This window comes from Streptomyces sp. NPDC002889, assembly GCF_042888425.1.
Taxonomy (GTDB): domain Bacteria; phylum Actinomycetota; class Actinomycetes; order Streptomycetales; family Streptomycetaceae; genus Streptomyces.
The window spans coordinates 285,527-301,937 of sequence record NZ_JBIAPT010000001.1; the positions used below are offsets into that span (position 1 = coordinate 285,527).

9 protein-coding genes and 1 pseudogene are annotated in these 16,411 nt (G+C 70.8%); 3 read left to right on the forward strand and 7 right to left on the reverse strand.

The window, feature by feature from the left end; all coding sequences use genetic code 11:
- The first annotated feature begins 32 nt into the window (after window positions 1-32).
- From ACFYWI_RS01310 to glgP, 3 genes are all read left to right on the forward strand, one after another.
- The gene (locus ACFYWI_RS01310) at window positions 33-1,178 is read left to right on the forward strand and encodes a monodechloroaminopyrrolnitrin synthase PrnB family protein (RefSeq protein WP_389223632.1); all 1,146 of its coding nucleotides are present in this window, start codon (window positions 33-35) and stop codon (window positions 1,176-1,178) included.
- A 41-nt stretch (window positions 1,179-1,219) separates the two neighbouring features.
- Window positions 1,220-2,500 carry an FAD-dependent monooxygenase gene (locus ACFYWI_RS01315; protein WP_389223635.1) on the forward strand — a complete coding sequence of 427 codons (1,281 nt, stop codon included), beginning with the start codon at window positions 1,220-1,222 and terminating at the stop codon, window positions 2,498-2,500.
- Between the two features lie 408 nt (window positions 2,501-2,908).
- On the forward strand, window positions 2,909-5,569 hold the full coding sequence (glgP, locus tag ACFYWI_RS01320; RefSeq protein ID WP_389223638.1) for an alpha-glucan family phosphorylase: 2,661 nt from the start codon (window positions 2,909-2,911) through the stop codon (window positions 5,567-5,569).
- Window positions 5,570-5,629: 60 nt separating this feature from the next.
- On the opposite strand, the pseudogene ACFYWI_RS01325 reads toward glgP, so the two are convergent.
- The 7 genes and pseudogenes from ACFYWI_RS01325 to ACFYWI_RS01355 all read right to left on the reverse strand — a co-directional run.
- Window positions 5,630-5,888, reverse strand: a pseudogene (locus ACFYWI_RS01325) (IS200/IS605 family accessory protein TnpB-related protein); the annotation flags it as partial.
- Window positions 5,889-6,002: 114 nt separating this feature from the next.
- Entirely contained in the window at window positions 6,003-6,746 is a 744-nt protein-coding gene (locus ACFYWI_RS01330) for a Clp protease N-terminal domain-containing protein (protein WP_389223641.1), read from the reverse strand.
- Between the two features lie 64 nt (window positions 6,747-6,810).
- Window positions 6,811-9,093: an ABC transporter permease gene (locus ACFYWI_RS01335; RefSeq protein WP_389223644.1), complete on the reverse strand. Its 2,283-nt coding sequence runs from the start codon at window positions 9,091-9,093 to the stop codon at window positions 6,811-6,813.
- On the reverse strand, window positions 9,090-9,782 hold the full coding sequence (locus ACFYWI_RS01340) for an ABC transporter ATP-binding protein (protein WP_389223647.1): 693 nt from the start codon (window positions 9,780-9,782) through the stop codon (window positions 9,090-9,092). The genes ACFYWI_RS01335 and ACFYWI_RS01340 overlap by 4 nt, the downstream gene beginning before the upstream one ends.
- Window positions 9,783-10,145: 363 nt before the next feature.
- On the reverse strand, window positions 10,146-12,179 hold the full coding sequence (locus ACFYWI_RS01345) for a M4 family metallopeptidase (RefSeq protein WP_389223651.1): 2,034 nt from the start codon (window positions 12,177-12,179) through the stop codon (window positions 10,146-10,148).
- A gap of 476 nt (window positions 12,180-12,655) precedes the next feature.
- A complete protein-coding gene (locus ACFYWI_RS01350) occupies window positions 12,656-14,533 on the reverse strand; it encodes an ABC transporter ATP-binding protein (RefSeq protein WP_389223654.1) in 1,878 nt (625 codons plus the stop codon).
- Complete coding sequence (locus ACFYWI_RS01355) at window positions 14,530-16,392, reverse strand: ABC transporter ATP-binding protein (RefSeq protein WP_389223657.1); 1,863 nt, start codon at window positions 16,390-16,392, stop codon at window positions 14,530-14,532. The genes ACFYWI_RS01350 and ACFYWI_RS01355 overlap by 4 nt, the downstream gene beginning before the upstream one ends.
- Window positions 16,393-16,411: the final 19 nt, after the last annotated feature.

Here is a 16,411-nt window from a genome sequence, read left to right on the forward strand (position 1 = left end):
ACGCGGGGCGCTCCCCATCCCACCCTGAACCGATGTTGCCCGAGGGGGGCATTGAGTTGACCCTGTACGACCTTGTCGCGCCCGGCCTCGATCTGAGCGGTGACCCGCGCTACCGGATAGCGGAGATACGTGCCGCGGACCCGCTCGGCGCCGACGCCCTGCTCGCCGCGCTGCCCGCGATGAACGCCGCCGCCGATGTGCCCGCGCTCACCGTCGCCCTGCGCACCCTTGTGCCCGACCCGGACCGGGTCGCCTCGCTCGGTATCGTCGACGCCCTGGCCGCCATGCGCGATCTTGGCATCGTCCTCGGCTCGCTGAAACGTCACGGCCGCGAACCTGTCGCCGCTGTACCCGAGGTACTGCCCGTGCTCGAAGAGCTGGGCCGGCGCACCGACATGATCCCGCGCGACACCGTGCACCACTACACGACCTGGAACCCCACGGGGAAACGGCAGCGCATGTATCTGGGCGACCCCATGGAGGGCAACCTCCAGGACGCGGTCCGCATGGTCTTCCCCAGCCTGGTCGCCGCGCTCGACAGCTGCGCCGAACTCGCCCGCCTGGAACCGTACGATCCCGGCTTCCCGCTCGCCCTCGACCGCACCGCCGTGCATGTGCAGTCCATGGTCGACTCCATCGACTTCACTGTCGCCCACGTCTCGCCGGTGTTCTTCGCCCAGCAGATGCGCGCCTACTTCGAGGAGATCGATGTCGCCGGCACCGACTACCTCGGTCCGGCAGCCGCCCAGGTGCCCTTGTGGCTGGTCGATCTGACGGTGTGGCAGAGCGACCGAAGCAACGACCGCTACGACGCCTTTCTCGAGGGCTCCGTCCAGTACAGCCTCCCGTCCTGGCGTGCCCACTACGCGGCGCACAAGGGCGGCACCTCCGCCGTGTCCAAACTGTCCGCCGCACTCAGCTGGGAGGGCGCTCGCCGCGTCCCGCGCCGGCTCGCGGACTCCGCCGTCTCCCTCGCCCGTGTGCTGCGCATCCTCAAGACCTTCCGCGCCCGCCACCTCACCATCGCCCGCAAGGCATACCGCGAGGACGTACGGCTGTACGAGGTCGGCAGCGGTGGCGCCCCGGTCGAGCTGCTCCGCGCGGTGCTCGACCTGACCCGGGACAACGAGACTCTTGTGCGCCGGTCCGCCGAACGGCCGCCCGCGCCCGCCGCGTGACCGCCCGAGGAGTCCGAGGAGATCTGAGGAGACCCGTCCCCATGACCCACATCATGATCACCGGTGGTGGCATCGCCGGTCTCACCGCGGCACTCGCGCTGCACGCGGCCGGCTTCGAGCGGATCACGGTCGTCGAGACCGCCCGCGAGATCCAGCCGGTCGGCGCGGGGCTGAACATCATGCCCAACGCGGTGCGCGAACTCGACGCCCTCGGAGTGCTCGACCGGCTCGAGGAGCGTGCGGTGCGCACCCGCGAGCTGCGTTACTACCACCGCAGCGGCGGACTCATCTCCCGCGAGCCGCGCGGGCTCGGCGCCGGCTACCACTGGCCTCAGCTCTCCGTCCACCGCGGCGACCTCCAACTCACGCTCGCCGAAGCGGTACGGGCCCGGCTCGGCAAATCCGCCCTGGTCAGCGGCGTACGAGTGACCGGTGTCGAGGCGCTGCCCAGCCGCCGCCCCCGCATCCAGCTCGAGCACCGCGACGGCGGCCGGCGCGGCAGGGCCTCGCTGGAACCCGACGTCCTCATCGGCGCGGACGGTATCCGCTCCACGGTCCGCGCGGCACTCAACCCGGGCGAGGGCGAACCGCCGTGGAACGGCCTGCTCATCTGGCGTGGTGTCTCCCGTATGCCCGCGAGCCGTATCGGAACGTTCATGTTCATCGCGGGCGACGACCGGCAGAAGGCCGTGGTCTACCCGATCCATGAGCCCGGCGGCGGCGAGGTGCTGGTCAACTGGGCGCTCGTGATGCCGGCGGAGGGGGCCGACGCCACCTTCCGAGGCGACTGGAACCGGCCCGTCCCCGTCACCAAGTTCCTCGGTCACTTCGAGGGCTGGGAGTTCGGCGGGGTCAGCGTCCCCGAGGTGCTGCGCGCCGCCGAAGCCGCGTTCGAGTACCCGATGGTGGACCGCGACCCGCTGCCGTGCTGGTCCCGCGGCCGCACCACCCTGATCGGCGACGCCGCCCACGCCATGTACCCGGTCGGCTCCAACGGCGCGACCCAGTCCATCGTCGACGGCCGCGCGCTCGCCCATGCGATGACCCGCTATCCCGACCCCGTCGAGGCGCTGGCCGCCTACGAGGGGGAGCGCAGACCGGCCATGACCGAACTCCAGCGCTCGAACCGGCAGCTGGGACCGGAGGTCGTCATCAGCCTTGCGCACCAGCGCGCCCCCCGCGGGTTCACCGACATCCACGAGGTGATCCCGGCGGCCGAGCTGGCCGAGATCGCTTCCCGGTACGCGGCCACCGGGGCCTTCGACCCCGAGACCGTGAACCAGGGCTCCCCGTACGGCCGCGCGGTGCGCAGAGGGCTCTGAGCCTTGCCCGGTCGTGACCTTGCCCCGTTGTGGGTGATCAGGGCGGGGGCCGTTGGTGGTTGCTCCGGGGGTGGGTTTCCACGGGCTGGAGCCTTGCCCCGTTGTGGGTGATCAGGGCGGGGGCCGTTGGTGGTTGCTCCGGGGGTGGGTTTCCACGGGCTGGAGCCTTGCCCCGTTGTGGCTGACCAGGGCGGGGGCCGTTGGTGGTTGCTCCAGGAGCCCGTAATCGGTCGTGGCTCACCGGGGAAGGGCGGTCGGACCGGGTAGGGCCCGGCGTGCGCCCCCTGGAGTGCTCGCGCGCCGTGGTTGGGGAGGGCCCGGGGGCACTACCGTCGATGGGGACGGAAAAGGGACGCACACCGTCGTGCGTCCGCTCGGATGTGTACCTCCCCTGCGAAGGTGGGACCTGTGAAGGCCATTCGTCGATTCACCGTCCGCCCCGTCCTCCCCGAACCGCTCCGGCCGCTCAGCGACCTCGCCCGCAATCTGCGCTGGTCCTGGCACACCGAGACGCGTGAACTCTTCCAGACCGTCGATCCCGAGGGGTGGCAGGCCGCCGGGGGAGACCCTGTGCGGCTCCTCGGGGCCGTGTCCGCCGCCCGGCTGGCCGAGCTGGCCGCCGACCGGCGCTTCCTGCGCAGACTGGCCACCGTGGCCGACGACCTGGACGACTATCTGCACGGCCGCAGGTGGTACCAGGCCAACAGCGGCGGCCACCACGTCGCCGAAGGACCCCACTTTCCCACCGCCGTCGCCTACTTCTCTCCCGAGTTCGGTGTCACTGCCGCCCTCCCGCAGTATTCGGGCGGCCTCGGAATCCTCGCCGGCGACCACCTCAAGGCGGCCAGCGACCTCGGCGTACCGCTGATCGGCGTCGGTCTGCTCTACCGGCATGGCTACTTCCGCCAGTCGCTGTCCCGGGACGGCTGGCAGCAGGAGCACTATCCCGTCCTCGATCCGAACGAACTCCCGGTCAGCCTGCTGCGGGAGGCTGATGCCACCCCTGCCCGGGTGTCCCTCGCCCTGCCCGGCGGCCATTCCCTCCTTGCGCACATCTGGGTCGCGCGGGTCGGCCGCGTACCTCTGCTGATGCTCGACTCCGATGTCGAGGAGAACGGCCCGGGCGAGCGTGACGTCACCGACCGGCTGTACGGAGGTGGCAGCGAGCACCGGCTGCTGCAGGAGATGCTGCTGGGCATCGGCGGAGTGCGCGCGGTACGGGCGTACTGCCGGCTGACCGACCATCCCGAGCCCGAGGTGTTCCACACCAACGAGGGCCACGCCGGCTTCCTCGGCCTGGAACGCATCCGCGAACTGGGCGCCTGTGGAGTGGACTTCGACGCCGCTCTGGAAGCTGTCCGGGCCGGGACCGTGTTCACCACGCACACCCCGGTGGCCGCCGGCATCGACCGCTTCGACCGCGAGCTGGTCGCCCGGCACTTCGGGGACCGCGCGGAACTGCCCGGCGTACCCGTCGAGAAGGTGCTCAGTCTGGGCATGGAGACCTACCCCGGCGGTGAGCCCAACCTCTTCAACATGGCGGTCATGGGCATGCGGCTCGCCCAGCGTGCCAACGGCGTCTCCCGGCTGCACGGAGCCGTGAGCCGCCGTATGTTCGCCGGCCTGTGGCCCGGCTTCGACCCCGCCGAGGTGCCGATCACCTCCGTCACCAACGGGGTGCACGCCCCCACCTGGGTGGCCCCCGAGGTGCTGCGACTCGGCGCACGCCAGATCGGCGCGGGCCGCGCCGAGGACGCCCTGTCCGTCGGCGGCTCGGACCGGTGGGACGCCGTTGCCGACGTCCCCGACAGCGAGATCTGGGAGCTGCGCAGATCCCTGCGCGAACAGCTGGTGCTGGAGGTACGGGCCCGGCTGCGCGCCTCCTGGCGCCAGCGCGGGGCCGGGGCCGCCGAACTGGGCTGGATCGACGGGGCGCTGGACCCGGACGTGCTCACCATCGGGTTCGCCCGGCGGGTGCCGTCGTACAAGCGGCTCACCCTGATGCTGCGCGACCGCGACCGGCTGATGGAGCTGCTGCTGCACCCGACCCGCCCGGTGCAGATCGTCGTGGCGGGCAAGGCCCATCCGGCCGACGACAGCGGCAAACGGCTGGTACGGGAGCTGGTGCGCTTCGCCGACGACCCGCGGGTGCGCCACCGGATCGTCTTCCTGCCCGACTACGGCATGGCGATGGCGCAGAAGCTCTACCCGGGCTGCGATGTCTGGCTGAACAATCCGCTGCGGCCGCTGGAGGCGTGCGGAACCAGTGGGATGAAGGCCGCGCTGAACGGCGGGCTCAATCTGTCGGTGCTGGACGGGTGGTGGGACGAATGGTTCGAGCCGGACTTCGGCTGGGCGATCCCCACCGCCGACGGCTCGGCCACCGACGAGGACCGCCGTGACGAGCTGGAGGCGGCGGCTCTGTACGGGCTGATCGAGAACCAGGTCGCCCCGCGCTTCTACGATCGCGGCAGCAGCGGACTGCCCGGGCGCTGGATCGAGATGGTCCGCCGTACCCTGACCACGCTCGGCCCCAAGGTGCTCGCCGGCCGCATGGTGCGCGAGTACGTGGAGCGGCTGTACGCCCCCGCGGCGCAGGCCCACCGGGCGCTGGACGCGGCCACGGCACAGGAGCTCGCGGCCTGGAAGGCCCGGGTGCGCGGTGCCTGGTCGGGGGTGGCCGTCGACCATGTGGAGGCTCTGGACCAGTCGGCGCCCGCGGCGCCGGCGGCCACGGCCGAACTGGGCTCCACGCTCGCCCTGCGGGTGCGCGTCGCGCTCGGTGAACTCCAGCCGGACGATGTGGAGGTTCAGGCGGTGGCCGGCCGGGTCGACTCCGACGACGCGATCCGCGACGCCCGGACCTTCCCGCTGAAGCCGGCGGGCGGCCCGGACCTGGAGGGCCACTGGATGTACGAGGGACCGCTCGCGCTCGAGCGCACCGGTCCGTTCGGCTACACCGTGCGCATCCTGCCCGCGCACCGGCTCATCCCGGCCGGCGCGGACCTGGGCCTGGTGGCGCTGCCGCCGGAGTCGACGGGGGAGGACGCGGGCGTACTGATGCGCTGAACCGTTGCCGGAAAATGAGCGGGAGTGAGTCCTGTTGCCAGGACTCATGCTCAGCCCTGTGTCCCGAACGGTGTCGGGCACACTGGTTCTCCGCGTTCGCTCCGTGTCCGGGCCCGTCGCATCGTGTGCGTGGTTCTGGAATGCGGGGGCGGTTCCTCACGCCCAACGGTGCCTGGTCCGGCCTGGCCGGCCCGATGCCCCCGGCGACCGCTCTGGTCGCCGTGGGGCAGTGCCGTCCGTCGCCGGATCAGGTGCCTTGGGCGCGCCTGCCGATCGCGATGCTCGCGGCATCGTGCCGGGTGGTCCTGCGCTGGTCGCTGTTGGCTCACCTCATGCCGGGAACCTCGATCCTGACGTACCGGGGCCTCTCCGGTCGTCCTGCTCCTGTCAGGGACCGCCGCGGTCGGCCTCTGGCGAGAGTGGGGGAGAAGCGTCAGCTCTGCTGCTGAGCGGCTGCCGCCTCGGCGACGGCCTTGCCGATGTGTGCCTCGGCGACCGCCTTGTCGATGCCGAGTTCGCCGGTGAGCACACCCGAGCCGCCCTCGGCCTCAAGCAGCGCGAGCAGGATGTGCTCGGTCCCGACATAGTTGTGGCCGAGCCGCAGGGCCTCGCGGAAGGTGAGTTCGAGCGCCTTGCGTGCCGTGGCGTCGTAGGGAAGGACCTCGGGCAGCTCGCCGTCCTCGGCCGGGAGAGCGGCGGTGAGGGCCTCGCGGACACGGTCGAGCATCACCCCCTGCGCGACGATCGCCTGCGCGCCGAGCGCCTGCGGCTCGATCAGCAGCCCCAGCGCCAGATGCTCGGGGCGTACCTGGTCGTTGTCGGCGGCGCGGGCCTCGTTGGTGGCCGCCATGATGACGTTCCTGGCGCGCTCGGTGAAGCGGCTGAACCCCTGGCCGGGGTCGAGGTCGAGCGGCTTGTCGGACTCCTTGGTCACGAAGCGCTTCTGTGCGGCCTGCTTGGTGACGCCCATGCTCTTGCCGATCTCGGTCCAGGAGGCGCCCGAACGCCGGGCCTGGTCCACGAAATGGCCGATGAGGTGGTCGGCGATGTCACCGAGGTGATCCGCCGCGATGACCGCGTCGGACAGCTGGTCGAGCGCGTCGGGCTGTGCCTTCTTGATGGCCTCGATCAGATCGTCGAGCCGGACGGGATGAGTCAATCGGACTGGATCTGCCATGCGTCAACCTTAGGTTGACGACCGTTAGATCGTCAACCTTGGGTTGACGATTTACGGTGCTTGGTCAGTCGCGGCGTATCAGCTCCGGATCGATCCGCCTGCCGACCAGAGGCATGCTCCCCAGGGCGGCCGCCGCCGCCACCCCCGCCGCAGCGAGGGCGAGCAGTGGCGTTCCGGCGACGTCCCAGTAGATCTCGCTGCCCCCGGTGATCAGATAGCTGGACTCGGCCAGCTTGCCCGTGACGAGCGCCAGCACGAGTCCGATGCTGAGCGGCAGCACAACCTGGACGCATTGGACCGTCCGCATCGTCCGTGTGCGTGCGCCGATCAATGTGATGGCCGTGACCTGCGCACGTCGTTCGACGGCCCGGTCGGTCACGGACACGAGGAAGGCAGCGGCCCCGATGACCAGGCCCATGATCATGCCGAGGGCGAGCAGAGTCTCGATGACGGCGATCTGCTGAAGACCCTGGATGTTCACGCCGATGAGCTCGATCTCGGCGATCGGGGCGATCGCCGCGATGCCGTCGAGGACTTTGCGGACCTGGGCGGGGTCGGAAGTGCTGACGAGCACAAGCCGAGCCGTCTCGGGGCGCGCGTCGGACGGCAGGGTGGAGGGCGGGAGGAGGAGGGTCGCACTGCCGGCGGCGGACGGCGAGTACGCGCTGTGGACGACCCGCTCGGAGGGCAGCGTGATGTTCAGGTCCTTCCTCTTGCCTCCCTCGAAGCGGAAGGGGAAGGACGTGCCCGGGACCAGGTCCGATCCGACGCTCGAGTTGGGGTCGAAGAGCTGCATCACCTTGCCGTCCTCGCAGCCCTCGGAGCGCTTCACCATCTCCGCCAGTTGCTCGCAGGTGGCGAGGAGCGCGGTGGTCTGGGACGGCAGCACGCCGTCCGGCAGATCGAGGTCGACCCAGGAGTCCATGATCAGAGCGTGTGCGCGCACGCCCGGTAGGCGTGAGAGGTCACGCTGTTGCTCTGCGGTGATCGCGGACAGCGGGAGCGAGTAGTCCTGCACGGGAGCGGAGGGACGGGTGACCTGTTTCAGCTGGATCAGGACGCCCTGGGCGAGCGAAGCGGCGAAGACCAGCAGCACGAGGCCGGTGACGACCCGCATGGTGCTGCCCGGCTCGACCTCGTTGCGGCGCATCGCCAGATTCAGCGTGAGGGACTGGGTGGTCCGGGCCAGCCGGCGGGCGAGGGTGTACGAGATCAGGGGAAGCGTGCGCACCAGCCCCAGGCCGGTCAGCAGAATGCCGGCCGGAATCAGCAGCGCGTTCGGGCCGATGCTGTTGGCGGGGCGGCCGATCAGGCCCGTCCCGCAGTAGCCGATGACGATGCCGAGGCCGCTCACCAGCAGCAGGCCGCCCCATTTGGCCGGGCGTCCGGGCGCAGCGGTGCGCCGTACCGCCAGCGGATTGGCGGCGGCGTCGCGTGCACTGGCCCGTCCGACGAACCAGGCGAGGACCGGGCAACCGATCAGGCAGACGGCGATGGTCGTCGCGGACAGGGCGCCGTCGTCCGGATACCACCTCAGACTGGGCAGCCCGGTGCGCGTCATCACCTGATTGAGGAGCCAGTACTCGCCGAGGCCGAGGAGCGCGCCGAGCAGCGCGGCGACGACGGTCTCGGCGGCGTTCACCCGCTGGGTGCCCTTGACGCTCAGCCCCAGCAGGCGCAGGGAGGCGAGCCGGCGTGTACGGCCGGCGGCGGAGAGCCGCGCGCAGACGGACAGGAATATGCCGAGCGGGAGCAGGACAAGGGTGCCCAGGGCGAACCGGAGGTTGGTGAGTGTGGACGGTTCGACAGCCGGGAACGGGGCGTAGCTGTATCCAAAGCCCTGGAGCGCGCGTCCCTCGTCGGCGATCCGGTCGCGCGTGGTGCCGATGTAGGCGAACAGCTCGTCGGGGTGGGCGAGCCCGGCCGGACCGATCACTCCCTTCTCGTGGCCTGGCAGCAGTCCCTTGACCGTGGGCTGGTCGCGCAGGAGCTCGTGCACCCGCGGGGAGACGAACACCTGGCCGGGGTCGGGCAGTTCGCTCAGCCCGGGCGGGGTCTTGTCCGTGCCCTTGGCACCCTTGGCGACGAACACCCGGGTGAATGTCCTGGAGCCGTACGGGTCCGAGCGCTGGAGGATCAGTGTGGAGCCGGCCGGCTGCGCCGAGGTGGACTGGGGCTCGCGGGCGGCTGAGCGCCCGTCGTGCGCGTCGAGGATCTGCGGAATGGTCAGCACGAGTGCGAGACAGCAGACCCCGATGGAGCCGCCGGCCGCCATCAGGAAGAAACGTATGCGGTTGCCGCGGCCGGCGCCGAACAGCAGGCGCAGGCCGAGCAGGAACTCCCTCACGCCGCCCCCCGTGGGGTGAGGACGCCGTCGGACATCGTGTAGTGGCTGTCCGCCTGGGCGGCGACGGTGGGGTCGTGCGTGACCAGGATGAGGGCGGTGTCCTGAGACCGTGCCAGCTCCAGGAACTCCTTCAGCACGGCATCGGCGTTGGCGCTGTCCAGCGATCCGGTCGGTTCGTCGGCGAACACGACGGACGGGCGGTGGACCAGGGCCCGGGCGACGGCGACGCGCTGGCTCTGGCCACCCGACACCTGGGACGGGCGGCGCTCGCGCAGCTCGCCGAGCCCGAGCCGCTCGAGCACTTCTCCCGCGGCGGCGAGCGCGGGCTTCTTGCGCTGCCCGGCGAGGCGCAGCGGCAGGGCGGTGTTCTCCTCGATGGTCAGCTCGGGCAGCAACTCGCCGTACTGGAAGACGAATCCGAAGCGCTCGCGGCGCAGCGTGCTGATCTCGTCGTCGGTGAGATCGCCCAGTGACCGGTTCTCGAACCGCACCTGACCCCGTGCGGCGGGCAGCACGCCCGCCAGGCAGTACAGCAGCGAGGATTTGCCGGAACCGCTCTGACCGGTGATGGCCACGACTTCGCCACGTGCGACCGAGAGATGGGCGTCGCGGACGGCCGGCTGCGTGCCGTAGGAGAGGTCGACTCCCTTGGCAGCGAGTATTTCTGACGTACTGATGGCTTCCCCCAAGAAGCGAGCGGGCCCAGGGCTGCACCCCTGGGCCCGGCCTTACTGATGTACCGCTCTACGGCTACGGCCTGTAGTGCTTGGCCGGCGAGCAGTTGTCGGGGTCGACGAACCCCGCTGGTGGTCGTGTTGCGTCCAGGGCACCAGTGAAGCTACTGGGGGGTGGACAGGAGGGAAGCGGCAATTGAGTTGATCACGATCTTTTCGTTCGGTCCTCGGCCGGTGATCTTTGCGATGCCGTTGCTCCTGCTTGAGGAGAACCTGATCCTCCGCTCAGCGGCGAGTTCGGCGTCCGACACGTGGCAGGGCGCTGCCCGGGAGCCGTAGCGGCGTCCCGGGCAGCGCCCCCGTTCGTGGTGAGCCTGGTCAGAAGGTGAGCTTGACGCTGTTGATGTAGCCGGTGTCGTAGCGGGCGACATCCTGGACGCGCAGCTTCCAGGTGCCGTTGGCCACCTCGCTGGAGGCGTTGACCGTGTACGTCTCGACCACGTTGTCGGCCGAGTCGCTGCCGCTGGAGTTCTTCAGGCGGTACGCCGTGCCGTCCGGGGCCAGCAGGTCGATGACCAGGTCACCGCGCCAGGTGTGGACGATGTCCACGCCGACCTTGAGAGCGGCGGGAGCGTTGCCCGTGCGGCCGGTGACGCTGACCGAGGAGGTCCCGGTACCGAGGTCGGGGATGGTGACGTCGGCCGTGTTCTCGAAGACGGTGCCCGGGTCGGGGTCGCCGCCGCCGGGGCGGCCGCCGACGTTGATGCCGGCCCACGCGTCGGTCACCGACTTCACCTCGGGGCTGGTCGCTCCGTACAGCTCCGTGGCGACCGCGATGGTGCCGGTACGGGCGGCCGCGTAGTTCGTGGTGGAGTTGAACTTGGTGGTGAGCGCCTTGAACCAGATCAGCGCGGCCTTGTCACGGCCGATGCCGGTGACCGGCAGTCCGTCGGAGGTCGGCGAGTCGTAGTTCACGCCGTTGATGGTCTTCGTGCCGCTGCCCTCGGAGAGCAGGTAGAACCAGTGGTTCGCCGGGCCCGAGGAGTAGTGGACGTCGATGCCGCCGAGGCCCGAGTACCAGGCGTCCTTGGACGAACCGTCCTTGCTCGGCTTGTCCATGTAGCGCAGCGGGGTGCCGTCGCCGTTGATGTCGATCTTCTCGCCGACCAGGTAGTCGCCGACGTCCTGGGCGTTGTTGCCGTAGAACTCCACGGCCGCGGCGAAGATGTCGCTCGTCGCCTCGTTGAGCCCACCGGACTCGCCGCTGTAGACGAGCTTCGCGGTGACGGAGGTGAGGCCGTGCGTCATCTCGTGCGCGGCCACATCGATGGACGTGAGCGGCTTGGCGTTGCCGGAGCCGTCGCCGTACGTCATGCAGAAGCAGCTGTCGGACCAGAAGGCGTTGACGTAGTTGTTGCCGTAGTGGACCCGGGAGTAGGCGCCGACGCCGTCACCGCGGATGCCGCTGCGGCCGTGCACGTTCTTGTAGTAGTCCCAGGTGAGACCGGCGCCGTAGGCGGCGTCCGCGCCCGCGGTCTCCAGGTTGGACGGCTGGCCGTTGCCCCAGATGTCGTCCGGTCCGGAGAACAGGGTGCCGGTGCCCGACGTGCCGCGGTTGAGGTTGTACGTCTTGTGGCCGCCGCGGCCGCCGTCGGTCAGGTTGTACGTCGACCCCGACTGCGTGGACCCGAGGGTGACCTGGCCGCCGTACTGCGTGTTGCCGGTGCCCGTCTCGATGGCCTGCCACTCGAAGAGCTTCGCGCCGTTGGAGGCGTCGGTGACGACGTGCAGTTCGTTCGGCGTGCCGTCGTGCTGCAGGCCGCCGACCACGGTCTCGTACGCCAGCGTCGGCTTGCCCTCGGCCAGCCAGACCACCTTGCGCGGCGCGCGGTCGGCCTTCGTCTTCGCGGACCCCTCCGCCTTGGCCGCACCCAGCGCCTGCTTCTCGGCGACGGACGGTGCGACGTCGGCACTGGTGTCGACGTTCTTGAGCGTGGCCCTGGACGCCTTGGAGACCGACTCGGTCGCGCCCGCCTTGGACTCGGAGACCACGAGGTCACCACCGAGCACCGGCAGCCCGGCGTAGGTGCGCTCGTAGCGGGTGTGCGTGGTGCCGTCACGGTCCTGGGTGACATCGCGGACGAGCAGCTTCTCCTGGGCGGTCAGGCCCAGTTCCTTCGCGGTGGCGGCCGTGGTGGCGGACGCCTCGCGTATCAGCTCCGCGCGCTGTGCGGGGGTCAGACTCCGGGGCAGGGCGCCCGGGTCGGCCTTGCCCGCCTTCGCCGCGGCCGGGGCGGCGGATGCGGTGGGCTGGGCCGAGGACGTACCGGCCTGGAAACCGACGGCGAGGAGGGCGGCAGTGGCGACAAGAGCTCCGGTCGCGGTGGCGCGACGGCGATGCGTGGGTCTCACGCGAACTCCTTCTGCGAGGGGGGTACCGGCGGGCTGGGTGGGCCGGCCGGGCAGAGCATGCCGAGCATGTGGAGCACGTCGAGCATGTGGAGCTTTGTGGAGCGTGGATCGGGGGAAGAGTGGCAGCAGTTGCGCCCTCCTGTCAGGAGCGCGACAAGAAGTTGGCCGGAAATCGTTCGTTGAACGTTGAGTCATGTTCGTTAAGCGGACGTTTCGCCGGTCAGCACGGCGATGTCGACGAGCATGCGCCGAAGGCCGGACCCGCAGCGGGAGTCAGGCGGCGGTGCCAACGCGGCATGTGTGAACGAAGTGTTGTGCACGGGGTGGTCCCGGTCGAGATGAGGGCAGCGAAGCATGGCTCGTTCCGAACGGACCCTTTCGCGACCCGCTCGGCCCCGTGACGGGCACGGTCGCTCGCTGTGCGGGCCCGGTCCTGCCACCACGTCGTCCCCTCGGCGGCCCGGCACCGGCGCGCCTCAGCTCACGACGCTGTCCCGCCACGCCCGGTGCAGGCCCGCGAACCGGCCCTCGCTGCCGATCAGTTCACCCGGAGTCCCGTCCTCCACGATGCGGCCGCCCTCCATCACCAGGACCCGGTCCGCGATCTCGACCGTCGACAGACGGTGGGCGATCACCACCGCCGTACGGCCCTGGAGCACCGTGTCCATCGCACGCTGCACCGCGCGCTCGCCCGGGATGTCCAGGGAGCTGGTCGCCTCGTCGAGGATCAGCACCGCCGGGTCCGCGAGCAGTGCACGGGCGAAGGCCACCAACTGGCGCTGGCCTGCGGAGATGCGTCCGCCTCGCTTGCGCACGTCCGTGTCGTAGCCATCGGGCAGCGAGCTGATGAAGTCATGCGCGCCGATCGCCTTCGCCGCCCGCTCGATCTCCTCGCGGGACGCGTCCGGACGGCCGATCGCGATGTTCTCGGCGACCGTGCCGGAGAACAGGAACGCCTCCTGGGTCACCATCACCACCTCGCGCCGCAGTTCGCGCGTGGCCAGGTCGCGCAGATCGACGCCGTCGAGCAGCACCTGCCCGTCGGTCGGGTCGTAGAACCTGGCCAGCAGCTTGGCCAGCGTCGACTTGCCCGCGCCGGTCGAGCCGACCACCGCGACGGTCCGACCGGCCTCGATCGTCAGATCGAAGCGCGGCAGCACCTCCCCGCCCGTGCGGTACGCGAAACGGACCGATGCGAAGGACACCTCGCGGCCCGGATACCCGGCGTCCCGAGCCGGCAGCCCGCGGGGCTCGCGTGCCTCCGGGACCATGGGCACCTGCGCCAGCAGACCCGCGATCTTCTCCAGGGAAGCGGCCGCCGACTGGTAGGAGTTGAGGAACATACCGAGCCGGTCGATCGGGTCGTACAGCCGCCGCAGGTACAGCACGGCGGCCGCCAGCACACCCAGCGCCAGCGTTCCGCCCGCCACCCGGTACGCGCCCCACAGCACGATCCCGGCGACGGCCGCGTTCGCCACCAGCCGGGAGCCGACGACATAGCGCGCCATCTCCAGAAGTCCGTCACCGTTGCTGCGCTCATGACGATGGTTCAGAACCCGGAACTCGGCGTCGTTGGCGCGCTCGCGCCGGAAGGCACGCACCGGCCGGATGCCGTTCATCGTCTCCGCGAACTTGACGATCACCGCCGCGATCGCCGTCGAGCGGGTCATGAACACGGGCCTGACGCGCCGCTGGTACAGCCGTACGAGCAGATACAGCGGGACGAACGACAGCACGGCCACCCCGCCGAGCCCGAGGTCGAGCCAGAGCAGCATCGCCGAGATGAGGACGAAGGCCAGGACGACCCCTATGAGCTCCTGCAGACCCTCGCTCAGCAGCTCGCGCAGCGACTCGACATCGGTGGTCGAACGCGAGATCAGCCGGCCGGAGGTGTAGCGCTCGTGGAAGTCGACGCTCAGCGCCTGGGCATGGCGGAAGATCCGGCCGCGCAGATCCAGCAGCACATCCTGGTTGACGCGGGCGGCGACCCGGATGAAGGCGTACTGGAATGCCCCCGCGCCCAGCGCGCACACCACGTATCCCGCGGCGACGGCGATCAGCGGCCCGTAGTCGTGCGCGCGGAACGCCGGTACGCCGCGGTCGATGGCGTACGCGACCAGCAGTGGGCCGGCCTGCACCGCGGCCTGCTGGAGCACCAGAAGCAGCGCGGCGGTCACCACCCGGCCGCGCCGCGGGGCGAGCAGGGAACGCAACAGCGCACCCCTCGCCCCGGCGGGTGTGGGCAGCTCGTCCCGGTCGAAGGGGTCCCGGCCGCCGGGCACCGCCGGGTCCGGGGCGGCGGACGTGGTGTCGTCGGCGTCCTCGATGCCGTCCATCGCGGTCGTCGAGGTCATCGTGCGTCGCTCCCTTCGGCGCCGGACATGAGCCAGGCGTACTCCGCGTTGGTACGCAGCAGTTCGTGGTGGGTTCCCACCGCGGCGATGCGCCCCTCGGACAGCAGTGCCACCCGGTCGGCGAGCATCACCGTCGACGGCCGGTGGGCCACCACCAGCGCCGTCGTGTCGTCGAGCACCCGGCGCAGTGCCGCCTCCACCAGGGCCTCCGTATGGACGTCCAGCGCCGAGAGGGGGTCGTCGAGGACCAGGAAGCGCGGCTGCCCGACCACCGCGCGGGCCAGCGCCAGGCGCTGGCGCTGGCCGCCGGAGAGGCTCAGGCCCTGCTCGCCGACCTGGGTGGCGGTGCCCTGCGGCAGGCCGTCCACGAAGTCGGCCTGGGCGATGTCCAGCGCGCGCCGCAATGCCGTCCTGCCCGTGTCGTCCGTGTCGTCCGCGTCGGCCCGGCGGCCCGGGCCGCCAGTCCCGCCCGGGTGGTCCGCGCCGTCCGCGTATGCCGCACCGCCTGCGCCCATCAGGACGTTCTCGCCGACGCTCGTCGAGAACAGGGTCGGCTCCTCGAACGCCATCGACACCAGCGCGCGAAGCCGCTCGCGGGGCATCGCGGTGACGTCCTCGCCGTCGAGCGTGATCCGCCCCGCGGTGGTCTCGTACAGCCGCGGCACGAGCGCGGTGAGCGTCGTCTTTCCGCTGCCGGTGGCGCCGACCAGGGCCATGGTCTCCCCCGGCCGGACGTGGAGGTCGATCCGGGCGAGGACGGGATCGGTGTCCGCCGGCGCGTCCGGGTAGCGGAACTCGACGCCCTCGAACCGCAGTCCGCCCGCGCCGGTGACCGGCCGCTCCCGGGCCTCCTCGTACGTATCGGGTTCCTCCTCGGCGTCCAGCACCTCGAAGTAGCGTTCCGTCGCCGTCGCCGCCTCCTGGCTCATCGCCAGCAGAAAACCGATCGACTCCACGGGCCAGCGCAGCGCCAGCGCCGTCGACAGGAACGCCACGAGCGTGCCGGCCGACAGATCACCGTCCGCGACCTGGATCGTGCCCAGCACCAGCGCCGCGCCGATCGCCAGTTCCGGGATCGTGGTGATCAGCGCCCAGATGCCGCCCAGCAGCCGGGCCTTGCCCAGCTCCGTCCCGCGCAGCCGCTCCGCCTGCCTCCGGAAGGCCTCGGCCTGGGAGCGGTGACGGCCGAAGCCCTTGACGATACGGATGCCGAGCACGCTCTCCTCGACGACCGTCGTCAGATCGCCGACCTGGTCCTGTGCCTGCCGCGCCACGAGCCAGTACCGCGCCTCGAACACCGAACACACGATGACGAGCGGCACGACGGGCGCGAGCAGCACCAGTCCGAGCGTCCACTCCTGCCCGAGCAGGATCACGAACCCGACCAGGATCGTGGCCGCGTTGACGAGCAGAAAGGTCAGCGGAAAGGCCAGGAACATCCGGATCAGCATCAGATCGGTGGTGCCGCGGGACAGCAGCTGACCCGAAGCCCAGCGGTCGTGGAAGGACACCGGAAGCCGCTGCAGATGCCGGAACAGATCGGCCCGCATGGCCGCCTCCACCCCCGCGAGCGGCCGGGCCACCAGCCACCGCCGGAGGCCGAACAGCAGGGCCTCGGCAATGCCCAGCAACAGCAGTACCAGTGCCCCGAGCCAGACCCCGCCGGGGTCGCTGTCCGCGACCGGCCCGTCGACGATCCACTTGAGCACGAGCGGGATGACGACGCCCAGGCACGAGGCCACGACGGCGACCGAGGCAGCGCTGAGCAGACGGCCGCGGACAGGCCGTACGTACGGCCAAAGCCGCAGCAGCGTACGCACGGCGGACCGGTCCTGGGTGTCTTCGGGTGAGGTGGGCATCAGGTGTGAGCCTACGGTT

Bases quoted from the DNA above. Each gene is read 5' to 3' on its own strand.
- ACFYWI_RS01355 (WP_389223657.1), bottom strand. From the start codon at position 16,392: ATGCCCACCTCACCCGAAGACACCCAGGACCGGTCCGCCGTGCGTACG.
- ACFYWI_RS01330 (WP_389223641.1), bottom strand. From the start codon at position 6,746: ATGGCAGATCCAGTCCGATTGACTCATCCCGTCCGGCTCGACGATCTG.
- ACFYWI_RS01310 (WP_389223632.1), top strand. From the start codon at position 33: ATGTTGCCCGAGGGGGGCATTGAGTTGACCCTGTACGACCTTGTCGCG.
- ACFYWI_RS01315 (WP_389223635.1), top strand. From the start codon at position 1,220: ATGACCCACATCATGATCACCGGTGGTGGCATCGCCGGTCTCACCGCG.
- ACFYWI_RS01350 (WP_389223654.1), bottom strand. From the start codon at position 14,533: ATGACCTCGACGACCGCGATGGACGGCATCGAGGACGCCGACGACACC.